Source organism: Curtobacterium salicis, from assembly GCF_011759505.1.
GTDB classification, from domain to species: Bacteria; Actinomycetota; Actinomycetes; order Actinomycetales; family Microbacteriaceae; genus Curtobacterium; species Curtobacterium salicis.
In genome coordinates this window covers 641,321-667,202 of sequence record NZ_JAAOYO010000003.1, presented here as the reverse complement: position 1 = coordinate 667,202, position 25,882 = coordinate 641,321, and the positions used below count along the sequence as shown (strand labels likewise).

At 71.1% G+C, this 25,882-nt stretch carries 26 protein-coding genes and 3 tRNA genes; 10 read left to right on the top strand and 19 right to left on the bottom strand.

Annotation, left to right across the window (positions count from 1 at the left end; all coding sequences use genetic code 11):
• The first annotated feature begins 74 nt into the window (after positions 1-74).
• A complete protein-coding gene (locus tag E9228_RS11700; protein ID WP_166780711.1) occupies positions 75-1,007 on the top strand; it encodes an NAD(+)/NADH kinase in 933 nt (310 codons plus the stop codon).
• A 179-nt stretch (positions 1,008-1,186) separates the two neighbouring features.
• Here the strand turns inward: E9228_RS11700 and E9228_RS11695 are convergent, their stop codons facing one another.
• The 14 genes from E9228_RS11695 to tilS form a co-directional block, all read right to left on the bottom strand.
• Entirely contained in the window at positions 1,187-2,239 is a 1,053-nt protein-coding gene (locus E9228_RS11695) for a sigma-70 family RNA polymerase sigma factor (protein WP_166780710.1), read from the bottom strand.
• Between the two features lie 358 nt (positions 2,240-2,597).
• On the bottom strand, positions 2,598-2,729 hold the full coding sequence (locus tag E9228_RS17365; protein WP_258366217.1) for a hypothetical protein: 132 nt from the start codon (positions 2,727-2,729) through the stop codon (positions 2,598-2,600).
• A gap of 148 nt (positions 2,730-2,877) precedes the next feature.
• The gene (locus E9228_RS11690; protein WP_166780709.1) at positions 2,878-3,081 is read right to left on the bottom strand and encodes a hypothetical protein; all 204 of its coding nucleotides are present in this window, start codon (positions 3,079-3,081) and stop codon (positions 2,878-2,880) included.
• A 104-nt stretch (positions 3,082-3,185) separates the two neighbouring features.
• Positions 3,186-4,718, bottom strand: a complete 1,533-nt coding sequence (gene lysS, locus E9228_RS11685; protein WP_166780708.1) for a lysine--tRNA ligase — start codon at positions 4,716-4,718, stop codon at positions 3,186-3,188.
• Positions 4,719-4,831: 113 nt separating this feature from the next.
• Positions 4,832-5,524 carry a Rossmann-like and DUF2520 domain-containing protein gene (locus E9228_RS11680; protein WP_341849870.1) on the bottom strand — a complete coding sequence of 231 codons (693 nt, stop codon included), beginning with the start codon at positions 5,522-5,524 and terminating at the stop codon, positions 4,832-4,834.
• Positions 5,521-7,233 (bottom strand): PH domain-containing protein, encoded by a 1,713-nt coding sequence (locus tag E9228_RS11675; RefSeq protein WP_166780707.1) that lies wholly within the window; start codon positions 7,231-7,233, stop codon positions 5,521-5,523. Before E9228_RS11675 ends, E9228_RS11680 begins: the two co-directional genes overlap by 4 nt.
• A 31-nt stretch (positions 7,234-7,264) precedes the next feature.
• Positions 7,265-7,861 carry a PH domain-containing protein gene (locus E9228_RS11670; protein ID WP_166780706.1) on the bottom strand — a complete coding sequence of 199 codons (597 nt, stop codon included), beginning with the start codon at positions 7,859-7,861 and terminating at the stop codon, positions 7,265-7,267.
• A 68-nt stretch (positions 7,862-7,929) separates the two neighbouring features.
• Positions 7,930-8,409, bottom strand: coding sequence for a DUF3180 family protein (locus E9228_RS11665; protein ID WP_166780705.1), 480 nt, complete (start codon positions 8,407-8,409; stop codon positions 7,930-7,932).
• Positions 8,406-8,942, bottom strand: coding sequence for a 2-amino-4-hydroxy-6-hydroxymethyldihydropteridine diphosphokinase (gene folK / locus E9228_RS11660; protein WP_166780704.1), 537 nt, complete (start codon positions 8,940-8,942; stop codon positions 8,406-8,408). The genes E9228_RS11665 and folK overlap by 4 nt, the downstream gene beginning before the upstream one ends.
• Entirely contained in the window at positions 8,939-9,355 is a 417-nt protein-coding gene (gene folB / locus E9228_RS11655; protein ID WP_166780703.1) for a dihydroneopterin aldolase, read from the bottom strand. The genes folK and folB overlap by 4 nt, the downstream gene beginning before the upstream one ends.
• Positions 9,352-10,314, bottom strand: coding sequence for a dihydropteroate synthase (gene folP, locus E9228_RS11650; RefSeq protein ID WP_166780702.1), 963 nt, complete (start codon positions 10,312-10,314; stop codon positions 9,352-9,354). Before folP ends, folB begins: the two co-directional genes overlap by 4 nt.
• A gap of 6 nt (positions 10,315-10,320) precedes the next feature.
• On the bottom strand, positions 10,321-12,309 hold the full coding sequence (gene ftsH / locus E9228_RS11645) for an ATP-dependent zinc metalloprotease FtsH (RefSeq protein ID WP_166780701.1): 1,989 nt from the start codon (positions 12,307-12,309) through the stop codon (positions 10,321-10,323).
• A 167-nt stretch (positions 12,310-12,476) separates the two neighbouring features.
• Positions 12,477-13,028, bottom strand: coding sequence for a hypoxanthine phosphoribosyltransferase (hpt, locus tag E9228_RS11640; RefSeq protein ID WP_166780700.1), 552 nt, complete (start codon positions 13,026-13,028; stop codon positions 12,477-12,479).
• 9 nt (positions 13,029-13,037) lie between these two features.
• Complete coding sequence (gene tilS, locus E9228_RS11635) at positions 13,038-14,078, bottom strand: tRNA lysidine(34) synthetase TilS (protein ID WP_166780699.1); 1,041 nt, start codon at positions 14,076-14,078, stop codon at positions 13,038-13,040.
• Between the two features lie 66 nt (positions 14,079-14,144).
• Here tilS and E9228_RS11630 point away from each other — a divergent pair, with 66 nt between their 5' ends.
• Positions 14,145-14,636 (top strand): inorganic diphosphatase, encoded by a 492-nt coding sequence (locus tag E9228_RS11630; protein WP_166780698.1) that lies wholly within the window; start codon positions 14,145-14,147, stop codon positions 14,634-14,636.
• Between the two features lie 120 nt (positions 14,637-14,756).
• On the opposite strand, the gene E9228_RS11625 is transcribed toward E9228_RS11630, so the two are convergent.
• On the bottom strand, positions 14,757-16,256 hold the full coding sequence (locus E9228_RS11625; protein ID WP_166780697.1) for a C40 family peptidase: 1,500 nt from the start codon (positions 16,254-16,256) through the stop codon (positions 14,757-14,759).
• A 31-nt stretch (positions 16,257-16,287) separates the two neighbouring features.
• On the bottom strand, positions 16,288-17,613 hold the full coding sequence (locus tag E9228_RS11620; protein ID WP_166780696.1) for a M23 family metallopeptidase: 1,326 nt from the start codon (positions 17,611-17,613) through the stop codon (positions 16,288-16,290).
• A gap of 281 nt (positions 17,614-17,894) precedes the next feature.
• Between E9228_RS11620 and E9228_RS11615 the strand changes: the two genes are divergently transcribed.
• From E9228_RS11615 to E9228_RS11605, 3 genes are all read left to right on the top strand, one after another.
• A tRNA-Glu gene (locus E9228_RS11615) sits at positions 17,895-17,967 on the top strand.
• 71 nt (positions 17,968-18,038) lie between these two features.
• Positions 18,039-18,115 (top strand) — tRNA-Asp (locus E9228_RS11610).
• 1 nt (position 18,116) lies between these two features.
• A tRNA-Phe gene (locus E9228_RS11605) sits at positions 18,117-18,189 on the top strand.
• A gap of 179 nt (positions 18,190-18,368) precedes the next feature.
• On the opposite strand, the gene E9228_RS11600 is transcribed toward E9228_RS11605, so the two are convergent.
• Positions 18,369-19,379 carry an aldo/keto reductase family protein gene (locus E9228_RS11600; RefSeq protein WP_166780695.1) on the bottom strand — a complete coding sequence of 337 codons (1,011 nt, stop codon included), beginning with the start codon at positions 19,377-19,379 and terminating at the stop codon, positions 18,369-18,371.
• 309 nt (positions 19,380-19,688) lie between these two features.
• On the opposite strand from E9228_RS11600, the gene E9228_RS11595 reads away from it, so the two are divergent.
• Complete coding sequence (locus E9228_RS11595; protein WP_166780694.1) at positions 19,689-20,690, top strand: SDR family oxidoreductase; 1,002 nt, start codon at positions 19,689-19,691, stop codon at positions 20,688-20,690.
• A gap of 149 nt (positions 20,691-20,839) precedes the next feature.
• Here E9228_RS11595 and rocD read toward each other — a convergent pair whose 3' ends face one another.
• Positions 20,840-22,063 (bottom strand): ornithine--oxo-acid transaminase, encoded by a 1,224-nt coding sequence (gene rocD / locus E9228_RS11590; RefSeq protein ID WP_166780693.1) that lies wholly within the window; start codon positions 22,061-22,063, stop codon positions 20,840-20,842.
• Positions 22,063-22,953, bottom strand: a complete 891-nt coding sequence (ddaH, locus tag E9228_RS11585) for a dimethylargininase (protein WP_341849869.1) — start codon at positions 22,951-22,953, stop codon at positions 22,063-22,065. Before ddaH ends, rocD begins: the two co-directional genes overlap by 1 nt.
• 267 nt (positions 22,954-23,220) lie before the next feature.
• On the opposite strand from ddaH, the gene E9228_RS11580 reads away from it, so the two are divergent.
• From E9228_RS11580 to E9228_RS11565, 4 genes are all read left to right on the top strand, one after another.
• Complete coding sequence (locus E9228_RS11580) at positions 23,221-23,658, top strand: Lrp/AsnC family transcriptional regulator (RefSeq protein WP_111076413.1); 438 nt, start codon at positions 23,221-23,223, stop codon at positions 23,656-23,658.
• A gap of 104 nt (positions 23,659-23,762) precedes the next feature.
• Positions 23,763-24,131, top strand: a complete 369-nt coding sequence (locus tag E9228_RS11575; protein ID WP_166780692.1) for a hypothetical protein — start codon at positions 23,763-23,765, stop codon at positions 24,129-24,131.
• 29 nt (positions 24,132-24,160) lie between these two features.
• On the top strand, positions 24,161-25,054 hold the full coding sequence (locus tag E9228_RS11570; protein WP_166780691.1) for a nitroreductase family protein: 894 nt from the start codon (positions 24,161-24,163) through the stop codon (positions 25,052-25,054).
• Positions 25,054-25,839: a YqjF family protein gene (locus E9228_RS11565; protein WP_166780690.1), complete on the top strand. Its 786-nt coding sequence runs from the start codon at positions 25,054-25,056 to the stop codon at positions 25,837-25,839. The genes E9228_RS11570 and E9228_RS11565 overlap by 1 nt, the downstream gene beginning before the upstream one ends.
• Positions 25,840-25,882: the final 43 nt, after the last annotated feature.

Genomic DNA, 25,882 nt, shown 5'->3' with positions numbered 1-25,882 from the left:
CGGCTCCCCGGGGCACGTCCCGTCCGACGGCCGATCCGCCCCGCTCCGAGGGGCCCACCGGTACCATCCGGTGCATGGAGCAGCCCGTCGTCGGCCTCGTCGTCCACCCGTCGAAGAACGTGCAGGAGTCCGTCGAGGTCCTGGACCGCTGGAACGCGTCCGGGGCCGGGCGTCTGGTCGCCCGCCGCATCGACGCCGCGCGGCTCGGCAGCGCGATCGACGCCGTGGACGACGACGAGTTCACGGACACCGTCGACCTGGTCGTGGCGCTCGGCGGCGACGGCACGATGCTCGGTGCCATGCGCCTGGTCGCACGACGGCCCGTCCCGGTGCTCGGCGTGAACTACGGCAACGTCGGGTTCCTGGTCGAGATCGAGCCGCCCGAGCTCGAGTCCGCCCTCGAACGCCTCTCGGCCGGCGAGTACCAGCTCGAGCCGCACCACGCGCTGGAGGCCCGGCTGTCGTGGGGCGGGTCCCGCACGGACTACCTCGCCTTCAACGACATCACGATCGTCCGGCGCCCGGGAGCCGGCCAGGTCTCCGCAGACCTCAGCGTCGGCGGACTCGGGTACGGGTACTACCGCGCGGACGCCATCGTCGCCTCGACACCGGCGGGCTCCACCGCGTACAACTACGCCGCCGGTGGCCCCGTGCTCTCCCCCGCGCTCTCCGGCTCCGTCGTCACACCGGTCGCCCCGATGGCCGGCATCGACCGGTCCGTGGTGCTGGCCGCCCGGGAGCGCTACCACTTCGACATCGCCGAGGGCACCCGGAGCGCCGCGCTGGAGGTGGACGGGCTCGTCGTCGGCGAGGTCGCGACCGGCGCGCAGCTCGAGGTCCGGCTCCGGAAGGACGCCGGCAGCGTGGTCCGGCTCGACGCCGAGCGGCACGGCCGCACCGGGCGGCTCAAGCTCGGCCTCCTGGACCTGCCGCTCCGCCCGGACCAGCTCATCGAGCTGATCCCGCACGACCTGCGGCAGAAGCTGCACCGCGAGACCGAGGAGTGACGCGATCCGTGCCTCCCGGCCCGGCATGACGCACCGACGGGAGGCGCGTGGGACGACGGAAGGCCCGCCCGGTTCGCACCGGACGGGCCTTCGCTCCCATCACCCCACGGACCGTCGTCCCACGGACGGCCTCGGATCCCCGCACCGGTCCCCGGAGGGACCAGCCGAAGTCTCCCGACCTACTCGGTCAGGTACAGCTGCATGTCCTGCGAGACGGCCTTCGCGAAGAGGCGCAGCTTGGCACGCGACTCGACGCGGCTGACCGCCTGGCGCGTGGTGTGCACGATCTTCGAGATCTCGTCGAGCGTCATCGGCTTGTCGTCGTCCAGGCCGTAGCGCATGCGGATCACGTTGGCTTCGTCGCTCGGCAGTTCGGCGACGATGGAGCGGATGTCGCGGTGCAGCAGCGTGGTCTCGGTGAGCTCGTTGGGGCTCGCCGCGTCCTCGTCCTCGATGAAGTCACCGAGTTCGCTGTCGTCGGAGTCGCCCACGACCGTGTGGATCGAGACCGGCTCGTGCGAGCGGCCCTTGAGGTCGACGAGTTCCTCGACGCTCATGCTCAGCTCGGCGGCCACTTCCTCCGGCATCGGCGCACGGCCGAGGTCGACGGTGAGGTCACGCTCGGTGCGTGAGATCTTGTTGATCAGCTCGACGGTGTGCACCGGGATGCGGATCGTGCGTGCCTTGTCGGCGAGACCACGCGAGATCGCCTGGCGGATCCACCAGGTGGCGTAGGTCGAGAACTTGTAGCCCTGGGTGAAGTCGAACTTCTCGACCGCACGGACCAGACCGAGGTTGCCCTCCTGGATGACGTCCATGAACGGCAGGCCGCGCTGCGAGTAGCGCTTGGCGATGCTGACGACCAGGCGGAGGTTCGAGGTGATCATGCGCTCCTTGGCACGCTCACCGTCGCGGACGAGCCAGCGGAGTTCGCGCTCGAGCGACTTGTCGAGACCCGACTCGGTGTGGAGCTTCTCCTCGGCGAACAGCCCGACCTCGATGCGGCGGGCGATGTCGGCCTCTTCCTCAGCGGTCAGCAGGGCGAGACGGCCGATGTGACGGAGGTAGTCGCCGACCTGGTCGACGGATGCGCCGCGGACGCCGGCGAGCTGCTCGTCGGCCTCGACCTCGGCGACGGCGTCGAGCGTGGTGGCCTCGGCGGAGGTGGTCTTGGTCGCTGCCTTCTTGGTGCGGCGCGAGGTGGTGCTGGGTGCGGCCGTTGCGATCGCCATGGTGACTCTCCCTGCCTGTGACGGTGATGGTCCTTCGTGGGCTGAGACCGAGTTTGGCGGGCCGGAGGTGTACCCCACAAACCACCGCGATCGATTCTCAGGCTTCTCCGTGCTTCGTCATCGGGGGACACCGGGTCGGGGTACACCTGGTTCCGACCGTCGTCGCTCTCGATCCGCGCTGTGCTGCCGATCGGCCGGGAATCACACCGGTGTGACTCGACCGCCCGGCCGAGGGGGACACGTGTACCCCGGGGTGCAACGCCTTCCGGACAACGGAAAAGGGGTACGTCGCACCGGATCCGATGATCCGGCTGACGTACCCCGAAGGAGTACCCGTGAGGGGGTCATGACCCCGGTGTCACCAGGACGGCTCGAGCCATCCGTCGCGGTTCTTCGAGACCTCGAGGTCCGGGTCGCGGTCGAACTCGTCGTACTCGCTCTCGATGTCACCGACGAGGCTGCGGGAGGCTGTGGGATGCAGGATGGACATGCCGACGATGCTCACACCGTCGGACGTCGGCGGGGTGAACGCCGGATGACCGTCAGGACACGAGGCGTCAGGACACGGGTCGTCAGGACTCGGGGTCGTCAGGACACGAGGGCGTCAGCGCCCGGTGCGACGACGCGGACCGGTGCGACTACTCGGCGCTCGTCGGCGCGGTGGTCGTGATGCCGCGTTCGCGCTCGAACCGGGCACGCTCTTCGGCCTCGATCTTCGTGTACGCCGCACGCTCGGTCCGGTCCGCACGGATGATCGCGCGCATGATGAACCAGAAGATGACACCGAGCAGGACCGTCGGGGTCAGGGCGAAGACGACTCCGGAGACGATTCCATGCGGCATGGTCCCATCGTACGTCGCCGTGCCGACCGGGAGGGACCGAGCTCGCAGGCTCCCTCGGGGCTGGCGTCGCGCGCCGCTGGCGCGTCGCTCTGAGCTCCAGCGCCCTACTTCACCAGGGGGAAGAGGATCGTCTCGCGGATGCCCAGGCCGGTGATCGCCATGAGCAGGCGGTCGACGCCCATGCCCATGCCACCCGACGGCGGCATCGCGTGCTCGAGGGCCCGCAGGAACTCCTCGTCGACGCGCATCGCCTCGGGGTCCCCGCCGGCGGCGAGGGTGGCCTGCTCGACGAACCGCTCACGCTGCACGACCGGGTCGACGAGCTCCGAGTACGCCGTCGCGAGTTCGAAGCCGCGGACGTAGAGGTCCCACTTCTCGACGACGCCCGGACGGGTCCGGTGCTGCCGGGTCAGCGGTGAGGTGTCGACCGGGAAGTTCATGACGAACGTCGGGGCGTACAGCTCGTCGCCGTTGAAGTGCTCCCAGAGCTCCTCGACGTACTTGCCGTGCGTGGCGTGTGCGACCTCGACACCCTCGGCGTCGGCGAGTGCCTGCAGCTCGGACAGCGGTGTCTCGGGGGTGATCTCGTGGCCGGACGCTTCGGACAGCGACTCGTACATGTCGAGTCGTGCCCACTCGCCGCCGAGGTCGTAGTCGCTACCGTCGGGCAGGGTGACGACGAGCGAGCCGCCGGTCACCGCGCGGGCGGCGTTCTGCACCAGCTCCTGGGTCAGGCTGGCCATCTGCTCGTAGTCGCCGTACGCCTGGTACGCCTCGACCATCGCGAACTCGGGCGAGTGCGACGAGTCGGCTCCCTCGTTGCGGAAGTTGCGGTTGATCTCGAAGACCCGGTCGATGCCACCGACGACGGCGCGCTTGAGGAACAGCTCGGGAGCGATGCGCAGGAAGAGTTCGGTGTCGAACGCGTTCGAGTGCGTGACGAAGGGCCGGGCCGAGGCGCCACCGTGCTGGGTCTGCAGCATCGGCGTCTCGACCTCGAGGTACTCGTGCGACGTGAAGGTGTCGCGGAGCGAGCTCATCACGGCCGCACGGGCACGGACGGTCTTGCGGGCGTCCTCACGCACGATGAGGTCGAGGTACCGCTGGCGGACCCGGGTCTCCTCGTTGAGCTCGTTGTGCAGGTTCGGCAGCGGCAGGATCGCCTTCGCCGCGATGGCCCAGTCGTCGACCATGATGCTCAGCTCGCCGCGACGGGAGGAGATGACCCGGCCGTGCACGAACACGTGGTCGCCGAGGTCGACGAACTCCTTCCACCGGGCCAACGACTCGTCGCCGACCTCGGCCAGGGAGACCATCGCCTGGATACGTGACCCGTCGCCGGACTGCAGCGACGCGAAGCAGAGCTTGCCGGTGTTGCGCGAGAACACGATGCGGCCGGCGACGCCGACGACGTCCTGCGTCTCCTCGCCGGTCTCGAGGTGCGCGTACTGCGCGCGGACCGCGGGGATCGTCGTGGTGATCGGGAGTTCGGCCGGGTAGGCCTCGATCCCGGACTCCAGCAGGCGCGCGCGCTTGTCCAGCCGGACCTGACGCTGCTCGCTGGTCTCCTGCTCGGCCAGTGCGGCGGCGTCGTCGACCGCGGTCTCGGTGGTGGCGGGGGCGGTCTCGTCGGTCATGCGGTGCGGCTCCGGAGGTCGTGGGGGATCGCGTCGATGCTACCCGTCCGGCCGGACCCGGTCGGGACGCCGGACGGACGGTGTGCACCGCGGGACGGGCGGTGCGGCCCGGGTCAGATCGTGGACTGGCCGTCGGCCGCCGTCAGCGCGTTGTCGACCGCCGAGCGGACGAGCGCGCCGAGCACCCGCCCCGGGTGCTCCACCCCGATGCCGGACAGGGTGCCGGCGGACTGGTCGACGATCGCCGTCGAGAAGCTGACCGCCGCCCGGACCGCGTCGGCGTAGGCCGGTCGGTCGCGCTCGGCCACGACGAACGGCTCCGCGCCCATCTCGACGACGAGCGCCTGCGCGATGGGCAGCACCGGCGCGGGTGCGGTGACGGCGCAGTAGGCGTCGCGCAGACGGGTCAGGTCGACGCTCGTGCCGGTGAAGGCCATCGCCGGGTGGATCGCGAGCGGGATCGCCCCGGCACGCATCGCCGGTGCGAGGACGTCGACCCCGTGGTCCGGGCTCGTGTGCACGACGAGCTGCCCGGGCTGCCAGATCCCCGCGTCCGACAGACCCTGCACGAGCGACGGCAGCTGGTCGTCCGGCACGGCGAGGAGCACGAGTTCGCTCCGCTCGACGAGCTCCGGGGTGCCGAGGACCGGTGCGCCGGGGAGCATCGCCTCGGCACGGTCGCGGCTGGCTTCGGAGACGGCGGTGATCCCGACGACGGCGTGCTCGGCGTTCGCGAGCGCGGCGCCCAGCACGGGTCCGACCCGTCCGGCGCCGACGATGCCGATGCCGAGGCGTCCGGCCCTCACCGCACCGCTCCGGGTGCCGGGACGCCGGTCCAGACGGGAGGCCCGTCCTGCGTCAGCCACGCCGGTGCGGCGGGCGCCTGCGCGTGGCGACCCGGTGTGCCGGAGGTCGGTCGGGCCTCCTGGCCGTCACGCCAGCGGTGGGAGGTGTCGGTGGCGGCCGCCTCGACGGCACGCTCGGTGGTGCCGGACCAGAGCCGCTGCGCGTCCCCGGCGTCGAGCGCACCGACGCGGGCGGAGACCGGACCACTGACGGTGTGCACGTGCACCGAGGCCAGGCGCAGCGCCCGCTCCAGCGGGCCCTGGGTGACCTTGACGCTCTGGACACGCGGCAGGGGCACGACCACGAGCGAGCGCCAGACGGCCCCGAGCCGGAGCAGCACCGCACCGGGCACGAACCGGTAGCCGTTGCGGGAGGCCGACAGCGGACGCAGCCAGCGACCCCGTCGGGGTGAGTGCACGAAGCCGCCGCGGTCGCCGCTCGTGGTGAGGCTGTCGTCGACCACGCCGACGGCCTCGGCCGAACCCTCGCGCATCCGTTCCATCGACGCCTCCGGGCCGACGACCGCGGACCCGACGAGCTCGGGGAGGATGATCTCGAGGACCTGCCGGACCTCGGCCGCGGTGCCCACGGGCAGCACGATCGACGAGACCTGCTGGTTCGTGGACGCTCCGTTGCCGGCGTTCGTCGCCCGGTTGATGCGGATGTCCCACCAGCCGAACGGACGCCACAGCAGCGGCTGCGCGACGCTCACCGCGTGGATGCGGCCCGGGGGCAGCGTCTCGTTCGACGTCGAGAACAGACCGAAGCCGATGCGGATGCCGTCGCGGGTGTCGGCGATCGTGTACCGGAGCGACTTCGAGAACTTGCGGATGTAGTAGCCGCCGGCACCGATCACGGCCGGGAACAGCGACACGAGCAGGAAGTACTGCCCGGTCAGGCTGATGCTCACGATGATCGCGACGACGAGCAGCAGGATCACGACGGTCGTTCCGGACAGCAGCATCGACGCGATCAGCCGGCCCGGGTGCACCCGGACGACCCGGGTGGCGTGCACGGCCTCGGGGTCGAGCTCGGGCGCCAGGAACTCGTCCACCCGGCCCTGCAGGACCCCGCCGCTCGCGCCGGCGAACCGGGGCTGGTCGGTGTCCTTCGCGCCCGAGGCGAGCACCAGGATGCGCTGCCGCAGGTCGTCGGCGGCCTTCGCCCCCAGGTAGGCGAGCTGCACGTTGGCGTCGTTGCCGGCCTGCGCGATCTCGAGCTTGGCGGTGCCGAAGAGGCGCGGGATCAGCGGCCGCGAGATGTTGATGCCCTGGATGCGGTCGAGTCGGGCCTTGCGGTGCGTGCGGAAGACCACACCGGAGCGGACCTCGACGATCTCGCCCGTGACCCGGAACTCGTGCATCCGCCAGGACAGGTAGAACAGTCCGATCAACACCAGGAGCAGCACCGCGATGCCGAGCAGCACCCAGCCGACGACACCGTGCTCGTACACGTAGCGGACCGGGTCGCCGTCTTCCTGCGGGCCGCCCTCACCCGGGATGAACACCTCGACGATCTGGTCGCGGAGGTTGTTGAGGACGTAGCCCAGGATCACGACGAGGAAGATGCCGCCCTTGAGCAGCGGTGTCAGCGGGTGCAGCCGGTGCCACTCGCCGTCGGTCAGGGGTGCGGCGGCAGCGGCGTCGCCCTTCCGCGGTGGTGCGGGCATCGAGGCGTCCGGTCGGAACGTCACGTGCGACCTACAGCCCGGCGCGACGGGACTCGGCGAGCTCGACGAGTCGGTCGCGGAGCTCGTCGGCCTGACCGGCCGGGATTCCGGGGATGCGGATGTTCGAGGACGCGGCCGCGGTCACGAACTTCAGCTCGCTCATGCCGAGCACCCGGTCGAGCGGGCCCCGGTTGACGTCCACGAGCTGCAGTCGGCCGTACGGCACGGCGGTGAAGCGCTGCCACATCAGACCACGGCGGAGCACCAGGTCGTCGTCGCGGAGGGCGTAACCGATCGAACGGATGCGGCGCGGGGTCAGCGCTGCCGTGACGATCGCGATGGCGGCGACGACCGCGGCGATGACGAACCAGACGAGCCCGGCCGTCCCACCCGTCCCGCCGCTGGCGACGCCGATCAGCACGAGGCCCGCGGTGACCACGCCACCGATGACGATCGTCGCGATGAGGTCGGTCCAGAGGAGCTTCGCCGAGACCCGCGTCCACGTGATGCCGTGCAGGCCGAGGCCGGGTTCGTCGAGTCGACGGGCTTCGCCGGGCCCGCTGTCGGCCAGCCCGCTGTCAGCCGGCCTGCTGTCGAGCCTGCCGGGTTCGTCCAGTTCGGGCGGCATCGGGTCTCCTGGTCTGCGCTGCTCGGTCGGTCTGCGCTGCTCGGTCCTCGTCGACCGACCGGGGCCGGTCACGCCGTGGTGGTGCCCCGCCCGTCGTGGTCGTCCTCGTCCGGCGGCGGCGCGATGCACATCCGCTCGGCGACGAGGGCGCACACGGTGAGCACGATCCCGCCGCCGAACGCCACCGCGTTCGGCAGGGTCGAGCCTAGCGAAGGCAGGACGGACCGCGACAGGAGGTACACCAGCAGCCCCAGCGCGAACGCACCGAACAGCGCCCCGCAGATGCTCGACGCCTTCGCGAGGAACACCACCCGGGTCGCGTACATCGGGTCGACCCGGCGTCCGTCGTTCCGACCGCGGGTCTGCCGACGGATCGGGGCGGCCATGAACAGCAGTGCGATGCCGATGAACACCAGCGTCAGGCCGAGGGGCACCGACATGAGGAGTGTCGGGGACTGCCGGGCCGTCAGCGCGGTGTCGAGGGCGAAACCGGCGACGGCCGCGACGAGTGCGACGCCGATCAGGGTGGAGGCGCGGGTCGGCTTCACGGGGTCGCCCCGGCCCCGGCGTCGCGCTGGTCGAACAGGCGCGGCTCGTCGACCCGCTCCGTGTCGTCGCCGAGCGCCGCCAGCAGGGTCGCGACCGGTCCGTGACCCGGGAGCACGGCCTCCGGGTCGGCGTCCACCCAGGGCGCCAGGACGAACGCACGCTCGTGGGCGCGCGGGTGCGGGACCGTCAGCGTCTCGGTGTCGATGCGGCGGTCGTCGACGGCGATCACGTCGAGGTCGAGCGTGCGGTCGCCCCAGCGGACCTCGCGGGTGCGGCCGTGCTCGTCCTCGATGCCGTGCAGGGCGTCGAGGAGCTCCTGCGGCTCCAGCTCGGTCTCGACGACCACGACGCCGTTCCGGTACCGCGGCTTCGTCGTGTCGAGGCCGTCGAGCGTGAGGGCGACCGACTCGACCTCACGGCTCGAGGACACCGGTCGGACCCCGGGCAGCGCGGCGACGGCGGCCGCAGCGGCGCGGAGGGTGCTCCCCCGGTCGCCGAGGTTCGCGCCGAGCGCGATGACGGCGCGCGTCACTCTTCTTCCTCGAGCGGGTCGCTCTCGTCGGCTGCCGCGTCGTCCGGGTGCGCCGGGGACTCGCGGCGGATCGTGATCGAGACGTCCGTGAACGGCACGGTGATCGGCGCCTGCGGCTTGTGCACCGTGACCTCGGTCGCCAGGGCGGCGCGGTGCGTCAGGACGGCGGCCGCGATGCGTTCGGCCAGGGTCTCGATGAGGTCGACCGGGTCGCGTTCGATCTCCGCGACGACCTGCTCGGCGAGCACGCCGTAGTGCACGGTCTCGGCCAGGTCGTCCGAGTCGGAGGCCGCGGTCGCGTCGACCTCGACGGCCACGTCGACGACGAAGTCCTGTCCGTCGGCACGTTCGTGGTCGAAGACTCCGTGGTGTCCGCGTGCGCGGACTCCGACGAGGCGGATGGTGTCCCTCATGATCGAGCTGCCCTCCAGGCGTCCCAGACGTCGAGTACGGCGCGGGTCGGCGCCGGGTCGTGCACGCGGACGCCCCAGGCGCCCCGTTCGGCCGCGAGCAGGCTGATCGCCGCCGTGGCCAGGTCCCGATCGGCCGGTGGTGCGCCGGCCGTGCTGCCGACGCCGTCCAGGAACCGTTTCCGTGAGGCGGCGACCAGGACGGGCAGGCCGATCGAGGCGAAGCGTTCGTAGCCCGCCAGGATCTCCCAGTTCTGCCGTCCCCGCTTCGCGAACCCCAGGCCCGGGTCGATGACGACCTGCTCCTGGCGCACCCCGAGGACGATGAGTTCGGCGACGCGGAGTTCGACCTCGCGCCGCACCTCCTCGACCGCGTGGGTGTACTCGGCGTTGCGGTACATCCGGTCGCTGTGGCCGCGCCAGTGCATCACGACGAACCCCGCGCCGGTCTCGGCGACGACCCGTGACATGTCCGGGTCGACGAGTCCGCCGGAGACGTCGTTGACGATCACGGCGCCGAGCTCGACCGCGCGTTCGGCCGTGCTGGCGTTCATCGTGTCGACGCTCACCGCGATCCCCTCGGACGCCAGCTGCTGCACGACCGGCAGCACGCGCTGCTGTTCGACGTCCACGGGGACCCGTTCGGCGCCGGGCCGGGTGGACTCCCCGCCGACGTCGACCAGGTCCGCCCCGGTCGCGACCAGGTGCCGCGCGTGGTCGAGTGCCGCGTCGACGGCCAGGTGCAGGCCGCCGTCACTGAACGAGTCGGGGGTGACGTTGAGGATCCCCATCACACGGGTGCCCTCGGGGGTGGAGCGACCGCGGCGACGGCCGGTCACGATCTCCGGCACCGGGGCGGGTGCTCGGAGGTCGATCGCGACCGTCGCCGGCGCTGCTGCTGCTTCGCGGGCCCGGCTCACCTCGGCGAGCCGACGCGACCGTCTCGTCGGCAGGTCGGTCATGCCGGCCTACGCGGGGGCGATACCGGGGTTGCCGAACGGGCGGTGACGACGCGGCTTGGAGGCGTCGATCCCGACGGGCTCCTCGGCGATCGCGGCGGCCTTGCCCGGCACCTCGATCGCCGGCAGGTCGCTCACCGGACGCTTGTCGCTCGAGAGCCACTGCGGGCGCTCGGGCAGCTTGCGGACGTCCTTGAAGATCTCCACGAGCTCCGGGGCGTCCAGCGTCTCCTTCTCGAGGAGCTCACCGGCCAGGCGGTCGAGGATGTCGCGGTTGGCGTTGAGGACCTGGTAGGCCTCGTCGTGCGCGGCCTCGAGCAGGGCGCGGGTCTCGGCGTCGACGGTCTCGGCGATGTTCTCCGAGTAGTCACGGCTGGTGCCGCCGCTCATGTCACGCCCGACGAACGGCTCGCTCGAGCCGGAGCCGAGCTTGACGGACCCGACGGCCTGGCTCATGCCGTACTCGGTGACCATCTTGCGGGCGGTGCCGGTGGCCTTCTCGATGTCGTTCGACGCACCCGTGGTCGGGTCGTGGAACACGATCTCCTCGGCGACACGGCCACCCATGGCGTACGTCAGCTGGTCGAGCAGTTCGTTGCGCGTGACCGAGTACTTGTCCTCGAGCGGGAGCACCATCGTGTAGCCCAGGGCACGACCACGCGGCAGGATCGTGATCTTCGTGACCGGGTCGGTGTGGCGCATCGCTGCCGCCGCGAGGGCGTGGCCGCCCTCGTGGTACGCCGTGATGAGGCGTTCCTGGTCGGACATGATCCGGGTACGGCGCTGCGGGCCGGCCATCACGCGGTCGACGGCCTCGTCCAGGGCGCGGTTGTCGATGAGCTGCGCGTTCGACCGGGCGGTCAGCAGCGCTGCTTCGTTGAGGACGTTGGCCAGGTCGGCACCGGTGAAGCCCGGCGTCTTGCGGGCGAGGAGCTCGAGGTCGACGCTCGCGGCGAGCGGCTTGCCCTTCGCGTGCACCTCGAGGATCTGCTTGCGGCCCTGCAGGCCCGGCGCGTCGACGCCGATCTGCCGGTCGAAGCGGCCCGGGCGGAGCAGGGCGGGGTCGAGCACGTCGGGACGGTTCGTCGCGGCGATGAGGATGACGTTCGTCTTGCCGTCGAAGCCGTCCATCTCGACGAGGAGCTGGTTCAGCGTCTGCTCACGCTCGTCGTTGCCGCCGCCGATGCCGGCACCACGGTGACGACCCACGGCGTCGATCTCGTCGATGAAGACGATGGCGGGCGAGTTCTGCTTGGCCTGGTCGAAGAGGTCGCGGACACGGCTGGCGCCGACACCGACGAACATCTCGACGAAGTCCGAACCCGAGATCGAGTAGAACGGCACACCGGCTTCACCCGCGACCGCGCGGGCGAGCAGGGTCTTACCGGTTCCGGGAGGGCCGTAGAGGAGCACGCCCTTCGGGATCCGGGCGCCGACGGCCTGGAACTTCGCGGGCTCCTTGAGGAACTCCTTGATCTCGTGCAGTTCCTCGATGGCCTCGTCCGCACCGGCGACGTCCGCGAAGGAGACCTGCGGGTTCTCCTTGTTGTTCATCTTCGCCTTGGACTTGCCGAACTGCATGACCTTCGAGCCGCCGCCCTGGGCGCTCGAGAGCAGGAACCAGAACAGCGCGCCGATGAGCAGGAACGGCAGCAGCGTCAGCAGGAGCGACACGAGGACGTTCGACTGCTGGACGTGGTCGTTGTAGCCCTTGGGCAGGTCGGCCTGCGAGACCGCCTCGACGACCTCGGTGCCCCGGGGGGTCGAGTAGTAGAACTGCTCGGTCCCGCCGTCGTTGCGGAGGGTGAGGTCGACCCGCTGCTCGGTGGAGTTGACGACGGCCGATGAGACCTTGCCGTCCGAGAGCTGCTCGAGGCCCTTCTGGGTGGAGATCTCCTGGGTGCCGGACTGGGCGATGAACGTCCATCCGACGAAGATCCCCACGACTGCGAGCAGTATCCAGATGTACGGCCCGCGGAGGATGCGCTTGAAGTCCATGTGATCCGGGCCCGACGGCCCGACACCTTTCTGCTGCCTGAAGTGCGTGCCGCTCAGCATACGGCCGTCACTCTGTGGCGAGAATGGGTGTCCTCTGCGGGCGAACTCCACGGATCACGAGCGACGCCCTGTGGACGACGCCCCCGATCGCCGGGCGTCGGGTCGGATCAGGAGTAGACGTGCGGCGCGAGCACGCCGATGCCGCGCAGGTTGCGGTAGCGCTCGTCGTAGTCCAGGCCGAACCCGACGACGAAGGCGTCCGGGATCTCGAAGCCGGCGTACTTCACGTCGACCTCGACCTTGGCGGCCTCGGGCTTGCGCAGCAGGGCGACGATCTCGACGCTCGCGGCACCGCGGGACTCCAGGTTCTGCTGGAGCCACGACAGCGTCAGACCGGAGTCGATGATGTCCTCGACGATGATCACGTCGCGGCCGTGCAGGTCGGTGTCGAGGTCCTTGAGGATCCGCACGACACCGGAGGACTTCGTGCCGGAGCCGTAGGACGACACCGCCATCCAGTCCATCTTCGCCTGCATCTTGAGGTGGCGGGAGAAGTCGGCCATGACCATGACCGCGCCCTTCAGCACGCCGACCAGGAGCGGGTCGCGCCCGGCGTAGTCCCGGTCCACCGCTGCGGCGAGTTCGGCGATCTTGTCGTCGATCTGCTCGGGGGTGAAGAGCACTTCGGAGAGGTCGGCCTGCACGTCGGAGAGTTCCACCGGTCCAGCCTAACCGCCCGCGTGCGGCTCCCTGGCGGCGAACGACACCCGCTCCCCCGTCCGCGTGGCCCGGACACCGGGCAGGTCGATCGGGCCCTGCCCCCGCCAGTCGGTGACGAGCCGGCAGACCTCGAGGGTCTGCAGTCGGGACAGCGTCACCCCGAACTCGCTCTCGACCGCCAGACGGACGAGTCGCTGCCGGAGTGCCGGCGGGTTCGCGGCGAGCTGCGGCACGGACAGCGAGATGCCGGCCTCGGAGTGCTCGGCGAGGTCCTCGGCCATCTCCTCGGCGAAGTGGTCGAGTGCGGCCGAGTCCTCGCGGAGCTGGTCGGCGGTCCGGGCCAGGGCCTCCGGGACGCCCGGACCCAGCTCGCGCTCGAGGACCGGCATCAGCGCGTTCCGCACCCGGACCCGCGTGTAGGTCGGGTCGTCGTTCTGGGGGTCGTCCCACGGGGCGAGCCCGGAGGCCGCGCAGGCCTGCCGCGTGGTCGCCCGACGGAGCGCGAGCATCGGCCGCGCCAGCGCGGGACCGGGACGGTCCGGTCGCACCAGCGGGGCCATGCCCGTCAGGCTGTCCGGTCCGCTCCCGCGGAGCAGCCCGAGCAGGACCGTCTCGGCCTGGTCGTCGAGCGTGTGGCCGAGGAGCACGAGACGCGCCCCCGTGGCGGAGGCGACCGACGTGATCGAGGCGTAGCGGGCCTCCCGGGCGGCGGCCTCGGGTCCGCCGACGGTACCGACGTCGACGCGGTCCACGACGACCGGGGCGAGGCCCAGCTCGGCGGCCTGCCGGGAGGCACGTGCTGCGACCGCCTCGGATCCCGCCTGGAGCGCGTGGTCGACCACGACCGCGCCGGCGCGCAGCCCCTGCTTCGGCGCCTCGAACGCGGTCGCCGCCGCGAGGGCCAGCGAGTCGGCCCCACCGCTCAGCGCGACGAGGACGAGGTCACCCAGGGCGACGACCTGTTCGTCGAGTGCGCGGGCGAGCAGGGTGCGGACCGCCAGACGGACGGCGGCGACGGCGGGGTCCAGCCGGGGACGCTCGGTGTTCACCCGGTAACGTTAGCCGGGCCGTCCCGACGGCCGACAGACCACCACCGGAAGAACCAAGGAGTGCACATGGCCGCGTACGACGTCGTCGTCGAGATCCCCAAGGGCAGCCGCAACAAGTACGAGGTCGACCACGAGACCGGTCGCGTGTACCTGGACCGCGTGCTCTTCACCTCGTTCGTCTACCCGACGGACTACGGCTTCTTCGAGAAGACCCTGGCCGACGACGGTGACCCCGTCGACGCGCTGCTGCTCCTCGAGTACCCGACCTTCCCCGGCGTGGGAGTCAAGGTCCGTCCGGTCGGCGTCTTCAAGATGAGCGACGAGGCCGGCATCGACGCCAAGGTGCTCGTCGTCCCGGCGAAGGACCCGCGTTGGGCCCACATCCAGGACATCTCGGACGTCGACGACCAGACGAAGGCCGAGATCGCGCACTTCTTCGAGCGCTACAAGGACCTCGAGCCGAACAAGTGGGTCAAGGCCGAGGGCTGGGGCGACGCCGCCGAGGCCGAGGCGATCGTGCAGGCCGGCCAGGCCGCGTACGTGCCCGCCGGTCACTGACGCTCGTCTGCTGACGCAGGACGGCCCGGTCCCCTCGGGGGCCGGGCCGTCCTGCTGTGTCCGGGGCCCCAGGTGTGTCCGGGGCTACCGGTGTGTCCGGGGCTACATGTGTGTCCGGGGCTACAGGGCGCCGCTCGGACGGGCGACGTACGGCAGGAGCTGGCTCGGCGTCCAGACCGCGCGCTCGACGACGCCGACGCCCGGACGTGCGGCCTCGACCATCATCCCGTTGCCGGTGTAGATCGAGTCGTGGTACCCGCCGGAGGCGGCACCGTTGCTCGAGTAGAACAGGATGTCGCCCGGCTGGCGCTGCGACAGCGGCACGAGTCGTCCGATCGATCCGAAGTAGTTGTACTGCCAGACGACGTTGTGGCCGCCGGTCGTGATGCCCTGCGAGTTGTACGCCATCATGACCAGGCCGGAGCAGTCCCACACGTTCGGCCCGGCGCCGCCCAGGACGTACGCCTTGCCGAGCTGCCCGCGGGCGTACGAGATCGCGCCGGCGGCCTTCGACGGGCTGCTGACGACCGGGGCGGGTGCCGGGGCCGGCGCCGGTGCGGGGGCGGGCTTCGGTGCGGCGGGCTGCGGTGCGGGTGCCGCGGGCTGGGGCGCAGGAGCTGCCGGCTGCGGGGCGGACGGCCGGGGCGCTGCCGGCTTCGGTGCCGCCGGGGTCACGTTCGTGGGGGTCGTCGTGGTGGGGTTCGACGTGGACGGGTTCGACGTGGACGGCTTGGTGCCGGACGGCTTCGTGCCGGACGGCTTCGTCGCCGTCGAGCCGCCGGAGCCGGACTGGTCCCCGTTGCCGTTGCCGTTCGTCGTCGGACGGGCTGCGTCACGCTTCGCCTGCGCGGCGAGCTGGATCTCCGCCTGCTTCGCCTGCTCGGCCGACCAGTACGCCTGCTCGGTGCTGACCGTCGTGCCCTTGAGGAAGGCGAGCTGCTTCAGGACCTCGTCCTGCTTCGCCTGCCCGGACTCCAGCGCCGACTGCGCGTTCGCGGCCACGTCGTTCGCCTTGTCGAGCGCGTCCTTCGTGGCGGTCGTCGCGGCCGTCAGGGCCTTCGTCGCCTGACGCTGCTGCGCGGCGAGCGACTCCACGGTGCGCTGGTCCGACTGCGCCTGCTCGAGCACGGTCGCCGACCGCTCGGACAGGTGCGTCATCGTGCCGACCTGGTACAGCAGGTCCTTCGCGTCACGGGAGTCGACGAGCATCGAGGTCGACAGGTCACCGCCGCCGGAGCGGGACAGTTCCACGACGAGGGCCGCGACCTGACCGGCCGACTTCTCCGCCGCCGCCTTCGCACGCTTCGACTGCCCGGTCAGGCCGTCGAGGGTGGCTTTCGCCTCCTGCTGCTGGGACGCTGCGAGCGAGTACTCCTGCCCGGCCTCCTGCACGGTCGCACCGGTGCGGTCGACCGTCGTCTGCAGCGCGGACATGCGTGCCGTCAGGGCGTCCACGGTCCGCTGCTTCGCCGCCTGGTCGTCCTTCGCCGCCTGCACGTCCTTCCACGACGGAGCGGACGGTGCCGCCTGTGCCGGGAGGGCCACCACGAGCGAGAGCCCGAGGCTGAGCATCGAGACGGTCGCGAGACCGCAGACGAGGGAACGTGCAGGCTTCTTCATGCGGGTCAGTGCCTCCTGGCAGTGCTCGAGCTCATACCGAGATCCCCCGCGCTGCCATGAAGGGGACGGGATCGACGGCGGCGCCGTTCACCCGGGTCTCGAAGTGCAGGTGGCAACCGGTCGACCAGCCGGTCGAACCGACCTGGGCGATCTGCTGTCCGGCCTCGACGTGCTGTCCGGCGGCGACCATGATGCCGCCGTCGACGACGTGCCCGTAGGCCGTCGAGATGCCGCCGCCGTTGTCGAGGATGACCTCGTTGCCGTACCCGCCGCCGTTGCCGGCGAAGGTCACGGTGCCGGCGGCTGCGGCGTAGATCGGCGAGTAGCAGGCCGGGGCGAGGTCCACACCGGCGTGCAGTGTGTAGACGTGCGTGTACGGGTCGACCCGGAGGCCGTAGGGGCTCGACTGGAACCCGGCGGCCGGACGGACCCAGCCGGACGCCGTCGCCGCGCCGCCTCCTGCGCCACCGCTCGGCGCAGCGCCGCTCGCGGCGGGGACCCCCGCGGTCGCGGCCGGCGGGAGCGCAGCGGCGGCAGCCGCGGCAGCCGCCGCGCGTTCGCGGGCGAGGCGGGCCTGACGGGCCTTCTCGATGCGGACGCCCTTCTCGTACCCGGCCTGTGTCGTCTTCGTCTTCGACGTCAGGAGGGCGAGTTGGGCCTCCAGGCGGTCCTGGTTGGCGGCCTGTGCCGCGACGGCAGCCTTCGCCTGGTCGGCCGCGGACTGCGCGGCGCGCATCTTCGCCTGGGCGGCGTCGGCCAGCTTGCCGAGTGCGTCCTCGGCCACCTTCGACTTGTCGGCGAGGGCCTGCGCGGTACCGCGGTCCTGGCTCGCCTCGGAGTAGATGCCGTCAGCCTGCTCGGTGAGCTTCGACATCGCGCCGAGTTCGTAGAGCAGGTCGCCCGAGGCGGAGGGCTTGGTGAGGAGGTCCGTCGTGACGTCGTCCGAGCTGGCCCGACCGAGCTGCGCGGCGAGCTGGCCGGCCTGCGCTTCGGACGCGGCAGCGGTCTTCTCGGCATCGTCCGCCTGGGACTGGAGCTTCCGCTGCTCGAGCGCCTTGCGGTCGTAGTCCGTCTGCGCGTCCTGGTAGGCCGTGCCGGCTGCTGCGGCAGCCCGCTCCTTCGCGGCGGACTGCGACTGCAGCTGCGCGATGAGGCCCCGGATCTCGCTGACCTTCGCGGCCTGGTCCGACTGGGACTGCTTGGCGGCCTGCACGTCGTCCCAGCTCGGGTAGCTCGCGGCGGACGCGGCGCCGGACGGCACGAGGGCGACCAGTGCCCCGGCTGCGAGCACGACGGCGACCCCGGCGGCCAGCATGCGGCGGCGGGGGCGAGCAGGGAGGGAGGAGGGAGTCGACATGAGTCTCGTTTTCGTCACAGTCCGGCGTGGCGCACGTCACACTGTCAACAGACGCAACAGTAACAACATGGGTCAGCCCAGGAACACCCCGTTCGAGGGTGAGAGGTCAGCATCGATGCTCGCATCCCTGTCGTCCGCCCCGTGGGACCCCGCTCCGGCGGCTCCCTGAGGGTCCATGGAGGGAGCGCGACACGCCCACCTGCATCGTTCGGCGGGCTCGATTTGGCAAGAGGGCCGACCATCCGTATGCTTGTCCATCGGTAGCGCGATGCACTGCTTGCGGCCCCATCGTTTAGTGGCCTAGGACACCGCCCTTTCACGGCGGCAGCACGGGTTCGAATCCCGTTGGGGTCACTCCTCATCGGGGGACAGCAAGCAGAACAGAACGACACCGAGCACGATCAGCACCACAAGCAATTCCATATGGCCCTGTAGCGCAGTTGGTTAGCGTGCCGCCCTGTCACGGCGGAGGTCGCGGGTTCAAGTCCCGTCAGGGTCGCCACGGCTGGGTAGCTCAGTTGGTAGAGCGTTCGACTGAAAATCGAAAGGTCCGCGGATCGACACCGCGTCCAGCCACGGTGAAGAGCCCCTTACTTCGGTAAGGGGCTCTTTTGCGTTGATGGGCGGTTCGGCTTCCGCAGAACACCGGTGTTCGTCGGTGACACCGCGCGATGCGGGTGTGTTTCAGACGAACACCGGTGTTCCGCGAGCCGGGCCAGCCGGCCGGGAGGCTCGTCCCGGCCGGGCAGCGCGGCCTACGCCTCGCGGGTCTTCGGGCTGCTGTCGTTCGTCTTCGCCGGGTCGCGCTCGACGACCGCACCGAGGGCGTCGTCGATGCGGGACATCAGCTCGGCCGGGATCTGCACCCCGGCAGCGCCGGCGTTGTCGTGCACCTGCTCCGGACGCGAGGCACCGATGATCGCGGACGCCACGTTCTCGTTCTGCAGCACCCATGCCACGGCGAGCTGCGCCATCGACAGGTCGAGTTCGTCCGCGACCGGCTTGAGCTCCTGCACGGCGGTGAGCACCTGGTCGTTCATGAAGCGCTCGATCATCTTCGCGCCGCCCTTGTCGTCGGTCGCGCGGGACCCCTCGGGCAGCGGCTGACCGGGCTGGTACTTGCCGGTGAGCACACCCTGGGCGATCGGCGACCAGACGATCTGCGAGATGCCGAGTTCCTTCGAGGTCGGGACGACCTCTTCCTCGATGACCCGCCAGAGCGCGGAGTACTGCGGCTGGTTCGAGATGAGCTGGAAGCCCAGGTCCTTCGCCAGTGCGGCACCGGCGCGGAGCTGGTCGGCGGTCCACTCCGAGACGCCCACGTACAGGACCTTGCCCTGACGGACGATGTCGGCGAACGCCTGCATGGTCTCTTCGAGCGGGGTCTCGTGGTCGTAGCGGTGCGCCTGGTACAGGTCGACGTAGTCGGTCTGCAGACGACCGAGCGAGCCGTCGATCGACTCGAGGATGTGCTTGCGCGAGAGCCCGGTGTCGTTGTGGCCCTTCGGCCCGGTCGGCCCGAAGACCTTCGTCGCGATCTCGAGGGACTGACGGCGCTCGCCCTTCAGCGCTTCGCCGAGGACGGTCTCGGCGCCGGTGTTCGCGTACACGTCGGCGGTGTCGAACGTCGAGATGCCGACCTCGAGTGCGGCCTTGACGCAGGCGATCGCCGCGTCGTTCTCGACCTGGGAGGCGTGGGTGAGCCAGTTGCCGTAGGTGATCTCGGAGACCTTGAGGCCCGAGTTGCCGAGGTAGCGGTACTCCATGTGTCTGTCACTCCTGTCGTGGCCGCGTCGATGCGGCACGCCCGTGACGGTAGTCCTGCGGTCAGTGACCCCGATCCAGCGGGAGCTGCTCCGAGAACGACGTAACCCCGGCGATGTGGCCGTGGCCAGGGATCGTTCCGGGGTCTTCAGGAGAAGTCTACTGCTCGGTTGGATCAGCCCGGTGGCCGCGGAGTGGGCGTCCGCAACGACTTGTCTCCCGGCCCTGCTCGACGCCCGCCCCAGCCCGTGAGGTGCAGGATCGCAAGTGGCGCGGTGCGCGGACGCACCGCCGGGAGCAAGGGAGCATCCATGACCGGATCCAGCGTGCTGTTCATCGGCGGGAGCGGCATCATCAGCGCCGCCTGCGTGCGCGAGGCGGTGGACCAGGGCTTCGACGTCGCGGTGCTCAACCGGGGCACGACGGAGAAGCGGGCGCTCCCGGATGCGGTGACGCGCCTCCAGGCCGACGTCGCGGACCGGGATGCCCTGGCGGCCGCGATCGGCGACCGCACGTTCGACGTGGTCATCGACTTCGTCGCGTTCACGCCGGACCAGGTGCAGGCCGACATCGACTTCTTCGCCGGCAAGACCCGCCAGTACGTGTTCATCAGCTCCGCGTCGGCGTACCAGACCCCGCCGACGCACCTGCCGGTGACCGAGTCGACGCCGCTGAAGAACCCGTACTGGCAGTACTCGCGGGACAAGATCGCGTGCGAGGACCTGCTCGTCGCCGCGTACCGGCAGGACGACTTCCCGATCACGATCATCCGGCCGTCGCACACCTACGACGAGACGCTGCTGCCGTTCGACGGCGGGTGGACGGTCGTCGCGCGGCTGCGTGCCGGCAAGCCGGTGGTCGTGCCGGGTGACGGTACCTCGCTCTGGACGCTCACGCACGCGCGGGACTTCGCGGTCGCGTTCGTCGGGGTGCTCGACCGGGCCGAGGCGATCGGCGAGGCGTTCCACATCACCGGCCAGGAGTCGCCGACGTGGGACCGCATCCACCAGGAGGTCGCGGCCGCCGCAGGTGCCCCGGAACCGCGGATCGTGCACGTGCCGGCAGACGCGATCATGGCCGCGGACCCGGAGTGGGGCGCGGGTGTGGTCGGGGACAAGGCGAACAGCATGGTGTTCGACAACAGCAAGGTCCGGACGCTCGTACCCGGGTGGGCGGCACGCACCTCGTTCCGCGAGGGGGCCCGCGAACTGGTCGCCTGGTACGACGCACACCCGGAGGCGCAGGTCGTCGACGAGGAGAAGGACGCGCTGATGGACCGGCTGGCCGAGGCGTACGCGCCGGGTCGCGTCTAGCGCCGCCTGTCGGACGGGAGGCGCGGGGCGGGCCCGCACCGTGCCTCCCGTCCGCCCGTGGCGGGTCGACCCCGAAGACACCGGTGTTTCCGCATCACACCGCCGGATCCCGCGATGTGATGCGGAAGCACCGGTGTTCCGCGGACGGGCTAGGCGAGCGCGTGGAGGACCGCGCCGAGGGCCTGCATCGCGGTGGCGATCTCCTCGTCGGTCACGACGAGCGGCGGAGCGAAGCGGATCGTCGACCCGTGCGTGTCCTTCACGAGGACCCCGCGCGCCGCGAGTTCCTTCGCGACCTCCTTGCCGGTGCCGAGCGCGGGGTCGATGTCGATCCCGGCCCAGAGTCCGGCGACGCGGTGCGCGATGACGCCCTGGCCGAGGAGTTCGTCGAGGAAACCGCGGAGGACCGGTTCACCGTCGAGCGCCCGCTGCTGGAAGGTGCCCTCGGCGAGCATCGCGACGACCTCGCTGCCGACGGCTGCCGCGAGCGGGTTGCCGCCGAAGGTCGAACCGTGTTCCCCGGGGCGCAGGACCCCGAGCACGTCGGCGCGACCGACCACGGCGGACACCGGGACGATGCCGCCACCGAGTGCCTTGCCGAGCGTGATGAGGTCGGGCGTCACGCCGACGCGCTCGACCGCGAGGGTGTGGCCGGTGCGTCCGAGGCCGGACTGGATCTCGTCGGCGATGAACAGCGCGCCGAACTCGTCGCAGACCTCGCGGACCGCGGGCAGGTACTCGGCCGGCGGGATGACCACGCCGCCCTCACCCTGGATCGGCTCGAGCAGGACGGCCACGACGGTGTCGTCCATCGCGTCCCGGAGCGCCGACGCGTCGCCGTAGGGGACGGTGCGGAACCCGGGCGTGTACGGCCCGAAGTCGTTCCGGGCGTCGGGGTCGTCCGAGAACGAGATGATCGTCGTCGTCCTGCCGTGGAAGTTCCCGCTCGCGACGATGATCGTCGCCCGCTCGGCCGGCACGCCCTTCACGCGGTAGCCCCAGGCGCGCGCCACCTTGATCGCGGACTCGACGGCCTCGGCACCGGTGTTCATCGGCAGCATCATCTCGGTGCCGGTGAGCGCGGTCAGGCCGGCCGCGAACGGACCGAGGCGGTCGTTGACGAACGCCCGGCTCGTCAGGGTCACCCGGTCGAGCTGGTCGCGGGCCGCGGTCAGGAGGCGCGGGTTGCCGTGTCCGAAGTTGACCGCCGAGTAGGCGGCGAGTCCGTCCAGGTAGGTGCGTCCGTCGACGTCGGTGACGGTCGCACCGTGGCCGGACGCGATGACCACCGGCAGCGGGCTGTAGTTGTGGGCGAGGGCGCGGTCCTCCACGGCGAGCGCCGCGGCCGTGTTCACCCCGAGCGCGCCGGCCATCAGGACCGTGCCACGGAGGTGCCGGTGCCGATCGGGTGCAGGTCGAGCGTGCAGCACTTCACGCCGCCGCCGCCGAGGAGCAGCTCGGACAGGTCGACGCCGATCGGGTTGTAGCCCTTCTCGCGCAGCTGCTCGGCGAACGTGGTGGCGCGTGCGGCGATCACGACGTTGTAGCCGTCGGAGTACGAGTTGAGGCCGAGGATCGCGGCGTCCTCCTCGGTCGCGATGATCGCGTCCGGGAAGCGCTCGCGGAGGATCGCCAGGGACGGCTCGTCGAAGGCGCTCTCGAGGTACGCGATGTTCGACTTGCCCTCGGCGTCGGGCACCGGGTCGAGGGCCGCGATGGCGGTGTCCAGGTGGTAGAAGCTCGGGTTGATGAGTTTGAGGGTGACGACCTCGCGGCCGTACACGCGGGCGAGCTCTTCGTGCGAGGTGCTGTCGGAGCGGAACCCGGTGCCGGCGTAGATGGTGTCGCCGATGAGCAGGAAGTCGCCCTCGCCCTCGTTCGTCTCCTCGGGCTCGGCGACGGTCAGGCCGGCCTGGCGGAACCAGTCCATGTACGCCGGGCCCTCGGGCTGACGCTCCGGGTACTGGAACTTCGCGCCGTACGCGACACCGTCGAGCACGAAGCCGCCGTTGGCCGCGTAGACCATGTCCGGCAGCCCCTCGATGGGCTCGATCTGGTGGATCGCGAAGCCGAGCTGCTCGTAGACGTCGACGAGGCTCTGCCACTGCGCGACGGCCTTCGAGGTGTCGGTCGGCTCCTCCGGGTGCATCCAGGGGTTGATCCGGTAGCTGACCGTGTAGTGAGTCGGCTTGCACATCAGGACGGTGCGGTGCGTGGCCGTGCGCTGCAGGGCGGTGGTGGGCTGGGGTGCGGTGTTCGACACGGGGTCCTCCAGGACCGGGGCCCGAGCCTGCCAGGAACCACCACGGTGAGTGCTCCCACGAGATGCAGGCTCACTCGCGGGAGGCGGACCAGGTCGACGCCTGATCGAGAGTCAACCACACCAGCGCCGGGCGGAACAGCACCGACACAAGCACCGACGCCTGCAGCGATCCTCGCACAGGAGGGCCGTCCGGGGGCACGGCTCGCCACGCACGTTTCCTGCGTCGGTCGGTGTCTGCTCGCAACGACCACGCGTAGGATCAGCACAATGGATTCGCTCGACCACCGCATCCTCGACCAGCTGCGGGAGAACGCCCGCGCCGGCTACGGCGACATCGGCTCGGTCGTCGGGCTCTCCGCCTCCGCCGTGAAGCGCCGCGTCGACCGGCTCGTCGCCGACGGCGTGATCCAGGGCTTCACGATCAAGGTCGACCCGGCCGTCGATGACCGCGGCACCGAGGCGTGGGTCGAGCTCTACTGTCGCGGCACCGTCTCCCCCGACGAACTGCGCACCCTGCTCGACGCCGTGCCCGAGGTCGTCGATGCCGGCACGGTCACCGGCAGCGCCGACGCCGTCGTGCACATGCGTTCGCGGGACCTGCCCGCGCTCGAGGAGGCACTGGACCGCGTCCGCCTCGCTCCGCAGGTGGACCACACCCGCTCCGCGATCGTGCTGTCGAAGCTCGTCAGCCGCGGCTCCGACTGACCCCCTCCTCCCCCGCAAAACGCAAGGTGAGCGTCATCGCGCAGCGGTACCGCCTTGCGCGCCGCCGCCGGGGTTGCGTTTCGCGGGAGGGTAGGTTCGCGTGCATGGGACGTGGGGTGACGGTCGGGAGGCGCGGCGGGCCTCCCGGGTCGGTGGCCGCCCGGCGGCTGGTCACCGCCGCGACCGCCTCGTACGTCGTCAACTGTCTGTGGGGCACCGCGGTCGCGGTGCGCCTCATCCGCACCCGCAGGCTGCGGATCGTGCACCACGGCCTGTTCGTGGCGACCGCCGCCCTCACCGGGGCGGCCGCGACGACCCCGCTCTGGACGCGGTCCCGGTCGGCGCTGTTCCTGCTGCCCGCGCTCGTCCCCCTGGCACTGGCTCCACGGACGAACCCGCGCACCGGAGCACACTGGAAGACCGCGGTCGCCGCGGCGCCGTCCTACCTGGGGGCGGTCCTCGCCCGACGCTGACCGCTCGACGCCGAGGCGGAAGGACACCAGTGGAACTCATCGAGGCCATCCGACGCCGACGCACCACGAACGGGGCGTTCCTGCCGGACCCGGTGTCCGAGGAGCACCAGCGTCTGCTGGTCGAACTGGCCGGACGGGCGCCGTCGCAGCTGAACAGCCAACCGTGGCGGTTCGTCCTGATCGAGGAGCGCGAGACGATCGACCGGGTCGCGGACATCAGCGGCCGGGCGATGACCACGACGATGTCCCGGGGCACGTTCTTCGAGCGGTACCGGCCGTACTTCCGGTTCTCGCAGGCCGAGATGGACGAGCGTCGGGACGGCATGCTGTTCGACAAGCTGCCGAAGCCGCTGCGGCCGTTCACGAACCAGGTCTTCACGAAGCGAGGGCAGTTCCTCATGAACGCCCTCCGGGTCCCGCAGACCCTCGGCGAGGAGAACCGGAAGCTCGTCGCCGGCTCCCCGCTGCTGCTCGGGGTGATGCTCGACCGCGACGAGTACCGGAAGGAGGCCCGCAACGCCTTCTACTCGGTGTTCAGCATGGGTGCGGCGATGGAGAACGTCTGGCTGATGACGACGGAGCTCGGCCTCGGGATCCAGTTCGTGTCCTTCCCGATGGAGATCGAGGAGTCGTGGCACGAGGTCGAACAGCTGCTCGAGGTGCCGCCGGAGCTGGAGCTGATGGCCGTGTACCGGATCGGGTACCTGCCGCCGGAACGACGACGGCCCGCGATCGACTGGGTGTCGAACGAGCGGAAGCGGCCCTCGCAGTACGTGTTCCGTGGCACCTGCGCGACCCCGCAGCAGGGGTGGGACGACCAGCCGGTGGTGGGGCCGGGCGCCACGGGGCAGCCCGCAGGGGGTGTGGGCACAGCGGGACCGAGCACGATGGACGGGACCACGACGACGGACGGGACCACCTGATGACCGCGACGCTGCCCGACGGGGGTGCGCTCGACCTGCAGGCCGTGACGCCCACCGCGCCCGCCCTGCCGGGGCGACCCTGGATCGAACAGGCCTGGCGTGACGTCGTCTTCGTGCACTGGCGGGTGGACGTGTCCGCGGTGGCGCCGCTGCTGCCGTCCGGTACGCGACCCGACACGATGGCGCCGGACGGTACCGACGACGACGTGACCACGTGGGTGGGCCTCATCGCGTTCAGCTTCGAGGACACGCGCTTCCCGCCGTTCGGCCCGCTCGGCCGCACCGGGAACGTCGGCGACTTCCTCGAGGTCAACGTCCGCGTCTACACCCGCGACGACACCGGCCGCCGTGGGGTGGTGTTCCTGTCGCTCGACGCGGGGAAGTTCCTGCCCGCCGTCGCCGCACGGGTCGTCACCGGCACGCCGTACCACTGGGCGCGGGTCGCCCGTCGGCAGCGTGGCGACCGGATGGCCTACGCCGTCCACCGGCACGGGTCGCGCCTGCGGTCGCAGGTGGAGGTCCAGGTCGGCGAGCCGATCAGCGAACCGACCCCGCTCGAGTCGTTCCTCACCGCGCGGTGGGGCATGCACGTGGGGCGTGCCGGGCGGACCTCGTGGTGGCCGAACGAGCACGACTCGTGGGTGGTGCACCGGGCGTCGCTCACCCGGCTGCGGGACGACCTGATCGGGGCGGCGGGGCTGCCCGTGGCGCTCACCGAGCTGGAGCCGGACTCGGTGCTGTACTCGCCCGGTGTCGTCACCCGGTTCGCGGGCCCGCGCGCCTGACGGCCGGCGGCCGGCGGCCGGCGGCCGACGGCCGGCGGGGCCG